An 11,529-nucleotide genomic window follows, 5' to 3' on the forward strand; every position below is an offset into this window, starting at 1 on the left:
GTCAATAGTTGTTGCCGACCGGCCTGTGCGGCATGCTGTGGGGAAGTACATACGTCCCGCCTCCGCCCGGAGGCCCGGCCCAGGGAGCCCGCCATCGCCGGCCAGCCGCATGCCGCAGAAAGTGCCGTAGGCTCTGCCCCCATCGACGTCCGGGAGCCGTGGATGCGCGGGCTGCACTCGGACACCGGCTATCTGCTGTACCGGCTCGGACTGCGCTCGGGTCAGCTGTTCAACGCCTTTCTCCAGGAGTCGGGCCTGCGCCTGCGTCACTACGCACTGCTGCGGTTCCTGGCCACCTCCGAAGGCACACTCCAGCGCGAGCTGAGTACCTCCCTCGGCTACGACCCGAGCGCGATCGTCGGTCTGGTCGACGACCTGGAGAAGCTCGGTTTCGCCGAGCGCCGCCCCTCCCCCGACGACCGGCGCAGCCGCATCGTCGTGCTGGCCGGGGCCGGCCGCGCCTTCCTGCGCGACACCGACGAGGCCGGACTGCGCGTCACCAACGAACTCCTCCAGCCGCTCGACCCCGCCGAGCGCGACGCCCTGCACACACTGCTGCAGAAGGTCGCAGAGACCGGGCTCGGGTGACACATGCCGATGACCACCGACGCCGTGCCCGGGCAGGCGGCGCGATCGGCACCCGACCGGCTGCTCGCCGTGCTCGCCGCCTTCGACCACGCGCACCCGGCGCTGTGCCTGACCGACATCAGCCGCCGGGCGGGGCTCACGCTCACCACGGCGCACCGGCTCGTGGGCGCACTGACGGAGTGGGGCGCGCTGGAGCGGGACACCGACGGCGTCTACCACGTGGGCCTGCGGCTGTGGGAGATCGCGGCGCTCGCCCCGCGCGGGCTCGCGCTGCGGCAGGTCGCGCTGCCGTACCTGGAGGACCTGTACGAGGCGACACACGAGAACGTCCAGCTGGCGGTGCGCGACGGCGCGGACGTCGTGTACATCGAGTGGATCTCCGGACGCTCGGCGGTCGGCGTGCACATCAGGGTCGGCGCCCGCTGGCCGCTGCACGCCACGGGGGTGGGGCTCGCGCTGCTCGCCCACGGCGACCAGGTGTTCCAGGACGCGTACTGCGACGGTCCGCTGGCCGCGTTCACCCCGTACACCATCACCGACCCGCTGCGCCTGCGGCGGGAACTGGCCGAGGTACGGCGCTCGGGCGTGGCGGTGAGCAGTCGTCAGGTCACGGACGACGCCCTGTCGGTGGCGGCCCCGGTGCGCAGCGGGAACGGCACCGTGGTCGCGGCGGTGTCGATCGTCGTACCCCACCTCGGCGCACAGGTACCCACTTTGGTCCCGGCGGTGCGGCTCGCGGCGCGGGGGATCTCACGGGCGCTGGGGTGGCGGCCGGAGGTCCGCTGAGCCCGCTCCGAACCCGGAAGGACGTCTTCACCGGAATCTCAGGAAGCGCCCCTCGGATTCAAAGGTTCACCCCATACAACGGACGCAGGATGCCCACGCACAGACGGACAACTCAGGAAGGCGTGTCGTGGGCGTCTCGCACATATCGAACCGGACGGGGCAGCGGCGGGAGATGTGGTCCCGGCGCGGGATCCTCGTGCTTCTCGGCGCCGCACCCGCCGCCGTCCTGACCGGCTGCAGCGGCTCGGCGGACGCCTCCGAGGGCACGTCGCAGGGGGCGACCGCGTCCGTGAAGGCCGCCGCGAAGAAGCCGTCCATATCGGTCACCCCCGCGGACGGCACCAAGAAGGCCGCCTTCACCGGCCCGGTCGAGGTGACCGTGACCGACGGCACGCTCGCGTCCGTCGAGGTCACCGGCAACGACGGCTCCACCCTGCCGGGGTCCCTCAACGAGGCCCGGACCAAGTGGACGTCGGCCAAGAACCCGTACTCAGGCACGAAGTACACCGTGGTGGCGCGGCCGAAGGGCGCCTCCGAGGCGACGGTGACCACCTTCACGACCAGATCGCCCGGCGCCACCTTCGTCGGCTACTACACTCCCGAGGCGAACTCGACCTCCGGTGTCGGCATGCCGGTGTCGCTCAACTTCACGCATGCGGTGAAGGATCGCGCCGCCGTCCAGAAGGCGATCACGGTGACGGCGGAGCCCGCGGTCGAGGTCGTCGGGCACTGGTTCAGCGACACCCGCCTCGACTTCCGGCCCGAGACCTACTGGGCGCCCGGCACGAAGATCACCCTGAGTCTGCGGCTCAAGGACGTCGAAGGCGCGGACGGGGTCTACGGCACCCAGTCGAAGGACGTCACCTTCCACATCGGCCGCGCGCAGATCAGCACGGTCGACCTGGCGACCAGGACGATGACGGTGAAGCGGAACAGCCGGACGTACGCGACGTACCCGGTCACGGGAGGAGACTCGTCCCACACCACCTGGTCCGGGATCATGGTCATCAGCGAGCGGTACAAGCAGACGCGGATGCAGTCCTCGACGGTGGGCCTCGGCGACGAGTACGACATCCCGGACGTGCCGCACGCCCAGCGGCTGACCACGTCCGGCACGTTCGTGCACGGCAACTACTGGGCGTCACCCTCGGTGTTCGGCCACAGCAACGCCAGCCACGGCTGCATCGGCCTGCACGACACGAAGGGCGCGAACGACAGCTCGGTGGCGGGCTACACGTTCTACGAGAGCTCGATGCTCGGTGACGTGGTGATCGTCAAGAACTCGGGCGAGCGGACCGTCGACCCGGCCAACGGTCTCAACGGCTGGAACCTGTCCTGGGCGGACTGGAAGGCGGGGAGCGCTCTCTGACCGCACACCGTACACCCCCCGCTTCACCACCCGAACTCCCCTGCGGTGAAGGGACTTTCTCGGCTTTACCTCTTGACGGCCGGAGTGGCGGAGAGCACATTGGCCGCGCGGCGTGAGAGCGCTCTCAAAGGAATCGGTGCAACTCCCCCGCTCTCCTGCTCACCCGCACACCCCCACTCCGTACCCGAAGAGGCAGCCCATGAAGGACACTTCCGGCATACCTGCGAGACGCCGGCCGCTGCGCCGCGTGCTCGTCGCCGTACTCGGCACGACGGTTCTGGCCGTGGCGGGCGCCACGGCCGCCACCCTGCCCGCGAACGCCTCCGCCCCCACACCTCCGTCCGGCTGGACCCAGGCCTTCCTCGACGACTTCAACGGCGCGGCCGGCTCCGGCGTCAACACCTCCAACTGGCAGTACGACACGGGAACCTCCTACCCGGGCGGCCCCGCCAACTGGGGCACCGGCGAGGTCGAGACGATGACCTCCGGCACCAGCAACGTCTCCCTCGACGGCAACGGCAACCTCCTGATCACCCCCCGCCGCGACGCGTCCGGCAACTGGACCTCGGGACGCATCGAGACCACCCGTACCGACTTCCAGCCCCCGTCCGGCGGCAGGCTGCGCGTCGAGGCCCGCCTCCAGATGCCGAACGTCACCGGCACCGCCGCCGAGGGCTACTGGCCCGCGTTCTGGATGCTGGGCGCGCCCTACCGCGGCAACTACCAGAACTGGCCGGGCGTCGGCGAGCTGGACATCATGGAGAACGTCCAGGGCCTCAACAAGGTGTGGGCCACGATGCACTGCGGCACCAGCCCGGGCGGCCCGTGCAACGAGACGACCGGCATCGGCAACTCCACCGCCTGTCCGGGCACGACCTGTCAGTCCGGGTTCCACACCTACACCATGGAGTGGGACCGCTCGGTGAGTCCCGAAGCGATCCGCTTCTCCGTCGACGGCGTCACCTACCACACGGTCACGGCGAACCAGGTCGACGCGACGACCTGGGCCAACGCCACCAACCACGGTTTCTTCGTCATCCTGAACGTCGCCATGGGCGGCGGCTTCCCCGACGCGTTCGGCGGCGGCCTGGACAGCGGGACCGAGCCCGGCCACCCGATGGTGGTGGACTATGTGCAGGTGCTCCAGTCCTCGGGCGGCGGGAGCGGTACCACACCTCCCCCGTCCGGCAACCGGGACGCGTACAGCGCGATCCAGGCCGAGTCGTACGACAGCCAGTCCGGCGTGGTCTCCGAGGTCACCACGGACACCGGTGGCGGCCAGGACATCGGTTCACTGGCGAACGGCGACTGGGCCCTCTACAAGGGCGTCAACTTCGGCTCCACTGCGGCCACCCAGTTCTACGGCCGGGTCGCGAGCGGTGCGGCGAGCGGCGTCAGCGGACTGGTCGAGGTACGCCTCGACAGCCGCTCGAACGCGCCGATCGGCAGTTTCGCGGTGGCCAACACGGGCGGCTGGCAGAGCTGGAGGACGATCCCGGCGAACATCGGCTCCGTCACCGGCACGCATGACGTGTATCTCACCTTCACCAGCGGCCGGCCGAACGACTTCGTGAACGTGAACTGGTTCCACTTCGGTCACTGACCCGGAGAACGGAGAGAGCCGAGGGGGTGGGCCGAGTGCCCGCCCCCTTCTTTCATCTCAGTTCGGCCCGGAACGCGGCCGGAGTCGTGTCCGTGTGCTGATGGAAGAACTTGGAGAAGTTCGCCGCGTCGGGGAAGCCCACGGTGACGCCGACGCGGCCGATGGGCAGGTCCGTGTGCGCGAGGAGGCGCTTGGCCTCCAGGATCACGCGCTTGTCTATGAAGCCCTTGGGCGTCTCGCCGGTGGCGGCACGGACGGCGCGAACCAGGGTGCGGCGGGAGTAACCGAGGGCGTCGGCGTACGCGCTGACGCTGTGGTTGGTCGCGAAACCCTTCTCGACCGCGTCGCGGAAGCGGGTGAAGGTGGTGTCGGCCTGTTCGCGGGCCGCCTCTGCGGAGCTGGCCGCGAGATGCGCGAGACGCAGCAGGAACGCGGTCAGGGAGTGGCGCAGGATGGCCGTGTGCAGGCTCAGGGGCGTGGTCGTGTCCTCGTACTCGCGCTGGAGCTGGGCGAGACCGGCGCGAAGCCCCTCGAGCTGGACCGGGTCGGGGTGCAGCAGGGGCGGCAGGTCGTAGCGGTACAGGCCCGTGGCCTCCACGGTGGCGCGCGGCAGGAAGCCGGGCTGCATGGTCAGCACGCTCCCGCGGTACTCGCTCGTGCGGGAGAAGCGGTGGACCTGCCCGGGGCGGATCCACAGGAGGTCGCCGGCTGTCGTCTCGTACTCGGCGAAGTCCACCATGTGCGTCACGGGGCCGCCATTGAAGAGCATCACCACATGGAAGTCGATGCGGTGGACGCGCTCCAGCGGCGCGTCCTCGTGCCAGGTGCGGCCGGGTTCCATGGGACCCACCTGCATGCCGACGCCGCAGACGCTCAGGTCGACCGGGAAGGGGTACGTCCTGATCCCGTCGCCGTCTTGCGTGTTTCTGTCCGCCATGTCCTTCTCGCGCCGCCTCGGTCCCGCTGTCGATGTCCCACTTTCACCGAAGGCTGACACAGGGGCACCTTCCCCGGCAAAAGTCAGACTTTTAATTTTGAACGCGTCCTGCCAGCGAAGCACATCCAGTGAGGACTTCTTGAAGATGAGTGCGCAGAGCCCCGACGGATTCGAATGGACCGAACTCGACCGGCAAGCCGTCGACACGGCCCGCGTTCTGGCCGCCGACGCCGTGCAGAAGGTCGGCAACGGACACCCTGGCACCGCGATGAGCCTGGCCCCGGCCGCGTACACGATCTTTCAAAAGGTGATGCGACACGATCCGGCCGACCCGGAGTGGACCGGCCGTGACCGCTTCGTTCTCTCCCCCGGTCACACCTCTCTGACCCTCTACACGCAGCTCTTCCTCGCCGGTTACGAGCTGGAGCTGGACGACCTGAAGGCATTCCGCACCCACGGCTCCAAGACCCCCGGTCACCCCGAGTACGGACACACCGCCGGCGTCGAGACCACCACTGGACCGCTCGGCCAAGGCGTCGCCAACGCGGTCGGCATGGCGATGGCCGCCCGCTTCGAGCGAGGCCTGTTCGACCCGGACGCCCCCGAGGGCACCTCGCCCTTCGACCACACGATCTGGGCGATCGTCTCCGACGGCGACCTGGAGGAGGGCATCTCCGCCGAGGCCTCCTCGCTCGCCGGCCACCAGAAGCTCGGCAACCTCGTCTTCCTCTACGACGACAACCACATCTCCATCGAGGGCGACACCGCGACGGCCTTCTCCGAGGACGTGCTGAAGCGGTACGAGGCCTATGGCTGGCACGTGCAGCGCATCGAACCCGCGGAGAGCGGCGACATCGACGTCCACGCGCTGTACGCGGCGCTCACGGCGGCGCAGGCCGAGACCGAGCGCCCCTCGATCATCGCGATGCGCACCATCATCGCCTGGCCGGCTCCGAACGCGCAGAACACCGAGGCGTCCCACGGCTCTGCCCTCGGCGCGGAGGAGGTCGCCGCCACCAAGCGCGTCCTCGGCTTCGACCCGGAGAAGACCTTCGAGGTCTCCGCGGAGGTCCTCGCCCACACCCGCGAGGCCCTGGACCGCGGCGCCGAGGCGCACGCCGCCTGGGACAAGCGGATCGCCGAGTGGCGCACCGCACAGCCGGAGCGCGCGAAGCTGTTCGACCGCGTCGTGGCCGGTCAGCTGCCCGAGGGCTGGGAGCAGGCGCTGCCGGTCTTCGAGGAGGGCGCGTCCGTCGCCACCCGTGCCGCCTCCGGCAAGGTGCTGCAGGTCCTGGGCGCGGTCGTCCCCGAGCTGTGGGGCGGCTCGGCCGACCTGGCCGGCTCGAACAACACGACCATCGACAAGAACAGCTCCTTCCTGCCCCGGGGCAACCCGCTGCCGGAGGCGAACCCGTACGGCCGCACGGTCCACTTCGGCATCCGCGAGCACTCCATGGCCGCGGAGATGAACGGCATCGCGCTGCACGGCAACACCCGCATCTACGGCGGCACCTTCCTGGTCTTCTCCGACTACATGCGCAACGCCGTCCGCCTGTCGGCGCTGATGCAGCTTCCCGTCACCTACGTGTGGACCCATGACTCCATCGGTCTGGGCGAGGACGGACCCACCCACCAGCCGGTCGAACACCTGGCCTCGCTGCGTGCGATCCCGGGCCTGAACATCGTCCGCCCGGCCGACGCCAACGAGACCGCGATCGCCTGGGCCGAGATCCTCAAGCGGCACTCCACGCACCCGGCCCCGCACGGTCTCGCGCTCACCCGCCAGGGCGTGCCGACGTACGCCCCCAACCCCGAGGCGGCCAAGGGCGGTTACGTCCTCCAGGAGTCCTCCGGCGCCACGCCGGACGTCATCCTCATCGCCACCGGCTCCGAGGTGCAGCTCGCCGTCGCCGCGCGGGAGCGGCTGGAGGCCGAGGGCGTGGGTACCCGCGTGGTGTCGATGCCGTCCGTGGAGTGGTTCGAGGAGCAGCCCGCCGACTACCGCGAGCGTGTCCTTCCGCCGTCCGTGAAGGCCCGCGTGGCGGTCGAGGCGGGCATCGCGCTGACCTGGTACCGGTACGTCGGTGAGAGTGGACGCATCGTCTCCCTGGAGCACTTCGGCGCCTCCGCCGACGCCAAGACCCTGTTCGCCGAGTACGGCTTCACCGCCGAGAACGTGGCCGCCGCGGCCCGGGAATCCCTTGCCGCCGTCCGCGGTTGATCCGATCGCCAGAAAGAAGATGATCACAGTGACCGAAGCAACCGCAGCAGCGGAGCCGCTCAAGCGCCTGTCGGAGGCGGGCGTGTCGATCTGGCTGGACGACCTGTCCCGCAAGCGGATCGAGTCCGGCAACCTGGCTGAACTCGTCGCCACCAAGCACGTGGTGGGCGTCACCACCAACCCGTCCATCTTCCAGGCCGCCATCGGCTCCGGGGAGGCTTACGAGGAGCAGCTGGCCGACCTGGCCGCGCGCGGGGTGACGGTCGACGAGGCCGTCCGCATGATGACCACCGCCGACGTCCGCGCCGCCGCCGACATCCTGCGGCCCCTGTACGAGGCGACGGACGGCCGGGACGGCCGGGTCTCCATCGAGGTCGACCCGCGGCTCGCCCACCGCAGCAGGGCCACGGTCGCCGAGGCCAAGCAGCTCGCCTGGCTCGTCGACCGCCCGAACGTGATGATCAAGATCCCGGCGACCGAGGCCGGTCTCCCGGCCATCACCGAGGTGATCGGACGGGGTATCAGCGTCAATGTCACGCTGATCTTCTCCCTCGAGCGCTACCACCAGGTGATGGACGCCTATCTCGCCGGTCTGGAGAAGGCCCGGGCCGCCGGACTGGACCTGTCCGCCATCCACTCCGTGGCCTCCTTCTTCGTCTCCCGCGTCGACAGCGAGGTCGACAAGCGCCTGACGAAGCTCGGCACGGACGAGGCGCTCGCCCTCAAGGGCCGGGCCGCACTGGCGAACGCACGGCTTGCGTACGAGGCGTACGAGGACGTCTTCGCCGGTGAGCGCTGGCTCGCCCTGGCCTCCGCCGGGGCCGACAAGCAGCGTCCCCTGTGGGCCTCGACCGGTGTGAAGGACCCGGAGTACAAGGACACGCTGTACGTCGACGAGCTGGTCGCGCCGGGCACGGTCAACACCATGCCGCAGGCCACGCTCGACGCCACCGCCGACCACGGCGACATCCAGGGCGACACGGTCACCGGCGGCTACGCGCAGGCCCGTGCCGACCTCGCGGCGGTGGAGCGGCTCGGTATCTCCTATGACGAGGTCGTGAAGCAGCTCGAGGACGAGGGTGTCGCGAAGTTCGAGGTGGCCTGGGGCGACCTGCTGGAGGCGGTCGCGGCCTCTTTGAAGAACAAGGGAGTTGACGGGGAATGAGCGAGGAGATGTCCAAGCGGACGCCTGCCGGGAACGCGGAACCGCAGACCGGGGCACCCGAGGGCGCCACCGGCACACGCACGGCCGAGGCCGCGGAGTGGAACCCTGTCGCCGACTGGGTCAATCCGCTGCGCGACCCCCGCGACCGCCGGCTGCCCCGTGTCGCGGGCCCCTCCGGCCTGGTCATCTTCGGCGTGACGGGCGACCTGTCCCGCAAGAAGCTGATGCCGGCTGTCTACGACCTGGCCAACCGCGGGCTGCTGCCGCCGGGCTTCTCGCTCGTCGGGTTCGCTCGCCGCGACTGGGCCGACCAGGACTTCGCAGAGGTGGTGCACGAAGCTGTCAAGGAGCACAGCCGTACGCCGTTCCGCGAGGAGGTCTGGCAGCAGCTCGCCGAGGGTATGCGGTTCGTCCCGGGCAACTTCGACGACGACGAGGCGTTCGAGCAACTTCGGTCCGCCATTGATGAGTTGAACGCGTCCCGGGGCACCGGCGGCAACTACGCCTTCTACCTCTCCGTGCCGCCGAAGTTCTTCCCGCAGGTCGTGCAGCAGCTCAAGAAGCACGGGCTCGCCAACGCGCCGGCGGGCTCCTGGCGGCGCGCGGTCATCGAGAAGCCGTTCGGCCACGATCTGGCGAGCGCCCGTGAGCTGAACGCGATCGTGCACGACGTGTTCGCTCCGGACCAGGTCTTCCGCATCGACCACTACCTTGGCAAGGAGACCGTCCAGAACATCCTGGCGCTGCGCTTCGCCAACCAGATGTACGAGCCGATCTGGAACCGGTCGTACGTCGACCACGTACAGATCACCATGGCGGAGGACATCGGCATCGGCGGCCGCGCCGGCTACTACGACGGCATCGGCGCCGCTCGTGACGTCATCCAGAACCACCTCCTGCAGTTGCTGGCCCTGACGGCCATGGAGGAGCCCATCGCCTTCGACGCCGAGTCGCTGGCCACGGAGAAGCTGAAGGTCCTCAGGTCGGCGAAGCTGCCGGAGGACCTCGGCAGCCACACCGTGCGCGGTCAGTACACGACCGCCTGGCAGGGCGGCGAGAAGGTGGTCGGCTACCTCGAGGAGGAGGGCATCGACCCCGGGTCCACCACGGACACCTACGCGGCGATCAAGCTGGAACTCGACAACCGCCGCTGGGCGGGCGTCCCCTTCTACCTGCGCACCGGCAAGCGTCTCGCCCGCCGGGTCACCGAGATCGCGGTCGTCCTCCAGCGGGCGCCCCACTCCCCGTTCGACTCCACGGCCACCGAGGAGCTCGGGCAGAACGCGATCGTCATCCGGGTGCAACCCGACGAGGGCATGACCGTGCGCTTCGGTTCGAAGGTGCCGGGTACCTCGATGGAGATCCGGGACGTCACGATGGACTTCGCCTACGGCGAGTCGTTCACCGAGTCCAGCCCGGAGGCGTACGAACGGCTGATCCTGGACGTACTGCTCGGCGACGCCAACCTCTTCCCCGGCACCGAGGAAGTGGAGGCGTCCTGGAAGATCCTCGACCCGATCGAGGAGTACTGGGCGACGCACGGCAAGCCCGCGCAGTACCCCTCGGGCACCTGGGGTCCCGAGGAAGCCGACGAGATGCTCGCACGAGACGGACGGAGCTGGCGCAGGCCATGAAGATCGATCTGACCGACACCACGTCAAGCAAGATCAACAAGGCGCTGGTCCAGGGCCGTCGCGCCCTCGGTACCCCCGCCGTGGGCATGGTCCTGACGATGGTCATCGTGACCGACGAGGAGAACGCGTACGACTCGATCAAGGCGGCCGAGGAGGCCTCGCACGAGCACCCCTCGCGCACCCTGGTCGTCATCAAGCGGCAGTCCCGCACCCCGCGGGACCGCACCGCCTCGCACCTGGACGCCGAGGTCCGGGTGGGCGCCGACGCCGGCACCGGAGAGACGGTCGTGCTGCGGCTGTACGGAGAGGTGTCCAACCACGCCGACTCCGTGGTCCTGCCGCTGCTGCTGCCGGACGCGCCCGTGGTCGTGTGGTGGCCGGTGGACGCGCCGGTCAACCCGTCCAAGGACCCGCTGGGCGCCCTCGCACAGCGCCGGATCACCGACATGTACGCCGTCGAGGCGCCGCTCGCCACACTGGAGACCCGGGTCGCCTCGTACGCGCCGGGCGACACCGACCTGGCCTGGACCCGGCTGACGCCGTGGCGGTCGATGCTGGCCGCGGCGCTCGACCAGGCCCGTGCGAGGGTGACCTCGGCGGCCGTCGAGAGTGAGGCCGACAACCCGAGCGCCGAGCTGCTGGCCCGCTGGCTGGAGTCCCGCCTCAAGGTGACCGTGGAGCGGGTCGTCACCGGCGGACCGGTCGTCACGGCCGTCCGGCTGGGCACGGAGAAGGGCGAGATCGTCATCGACCGCCCCGAGGGCCCGCTGGCCACGCTCACTCTGCCGGGTCAGCCCCCGCGCACCATGGCGCTGAAGGTCCGCCCGACCTCCGAACTGATCGCCGAAGAGCTGCGCCGCCTCGACGCGGACGAGATGTACGCCATCGCCCTGCGCGGCGAGGGCTCCAAGGAGAGCGCCACCCATGTCTGACCGCCCCAGGCTCACCCGTCGCCCCGAATGGACGGCCCTGGAGGACCATCGCGCCGGGCCCCTGCTCCACCCGGAGCTGCGCGAGCTGTTCGACCGGGACCCCCGGCGGGCCGAGCGCTACACCGTGCGTGCCGGCGACCTGTTCGTCGACTACTCCAAGCACCTGATCACCGACGAGACCCTCGCTCTGCTCCAGGAACTGGCCGCAGCCACGGACGTGTTCGGGCTGAGGGACGCCATGTTCCGCGGTGAGAGGATCAACGTCACCGAGAACCGCGCGGTTCTGCACACCGC

At 69.8% G+C, this 11,529-nt stretch carries 9 protein-coding genes and 1 pseudogene; 9 read left to right on the top strand and 1 reads right to left on the bottom strand.

The genetic code is table 11. The features are described 5' to 3' along the window. Positions 1-162: 162 nt before the first annotated feature. The 4 genes from ACZ3TS_RS33605 to ACZ3TS_RS33620 all read left to right on the top strand — a co-directional run bounded on the left by ACZ3TS_RS33605 (position 163) and on the right by ACZ3TS_RS33620 (position 4,346). Positions 163-588, top strand: a complete 426-nt coding sequence (locus tag ACZ3TS_RS33605; RefSeq protein ID WP_467625444.1) for a MarR family winged helix-turn-helix transcriptional regulator — start codon at positions 163-165, stop codon at positions 586-588. A gap of 9 nt (positions 589-597) precedes the next feature. Next, on the top strand, positions 598-1,374 hold the full coding sequence (locus ACZ3TS_RS33610) for an IclR family transcriptional regulator (RefSeq protein WP_467625446.1): 777 nt from the start codon (positions 598-600) through the stop codon (positions 1,372-1,374). 127 nt (positions 1,375-1,501) lie between these two features. Beyond that, positions 1,502-2,743 carry a L,D-transpeptidase gene (locus ACZ3TS_RS33615; RefSeq protein ID WP_467625448.1) on the top strand — a complete coding sequence of 414 codons (1,242 nt, stop codon included), beginning with the start codon at positions 1,502-1,504 and terminating at the stop codon, positions 2,741-2,743. Between the two features lie 199 nt (positions 2,744-2,942). Further along, a complete protein-coding gene (locus ACZ3TS_RS33620) occupies positions 2,943-4,346 on the top strand; it encodes a glycoside hydrolase family 16 protein (protein WP_467625449.1) in 1,404 nt (467 codons plus the stop codon). Between the two features lie 52 nt (positions 4,347-4,398). On the opposite strand, the gene ACZ3TS_RS33625 is transcribed toward ACZ3TS_RS33620, so the two are convergent. Continuing rightward, positions 4,399-5,283, bottom strand: a complete 885-nt coding sequence (locus tag ACZ3TS_RS33625) for a helix-turn-helix domain-containing protein (protein WP_467625451.1) — start codon at positions 5,281-5,283, stop codon at positions 4,399-4,401. 145 nt (positions 5,284-5,428) lie between these two features. On the opposite strand from ACZ3TS_RS33625, the gene tkt reads away from it, so the two are divergent. The 5 genes and pseudogenes from tkt to ACZ3TS_RS33650 form a co-directional block, all read left to right on the top strand. After that, entirely contained in the window at positions 5,429-7,504 is a 2,076-nt protein-coding gene (gene tkt, locus ACZ3TS_RS33630; protein ID WP_467625453.1) for a transketolase, read from the top strand. A gap of 19 nt (positions 7,505-7,523) precedes the next feature. Continuing rightward, positions 7,524-8,669 (top strand): transaldolase, encoded by a 1,146-nt coding sequence (tal, locus tag ACZ3TS_RS33635; RefSeq protein WP_467625455.1) that lies wholly within the window; start codon positions 7,524-7,526, stop codon positions 8,667-8,669. Further along, positions 8,666-10,303, top strand: a complete 1,638-nt coding sequence (gene zwf, locus ACZ3TS_RS33640) for a glucose-6-phosphate dehydrogenase (protein ID WP_467625458.1) — start codon at positions 8,666-8,668, stop codon at positions 10,301-10,303. The genes tal and zwf overlap by 4 nt, the downstream gene beginning before the upstream one ends. Further along, complete coding sequence (gene opcA, locus ACZ3TS_RS33645) at positions 10,300-11,235, top strand: glucose-6-phosphate dehydrogenase assembly protein OpcA (protein ID WP_467625460.1); 936 nt, start codon at positions 10,300-10,302, stop codon at positions 11,233-11,235. Before zwf ends, opcA begins: the two co-directional genes overlap by 4 nt. Next, positions 11,228-11,529: pseudogene (locus tag ACZ3TS_RS33650) on the top strand (glucose-6-phosphate isomerase); the annotation flags it as partial. The gene opcA and the pseudogene ACZ3TS_RS33650, both read left to right, overlap by 8 nt.

The sequence above is a fragment of the Streptomyces sp. NPDC022910 genome (genome assembly GCF_055561075.1).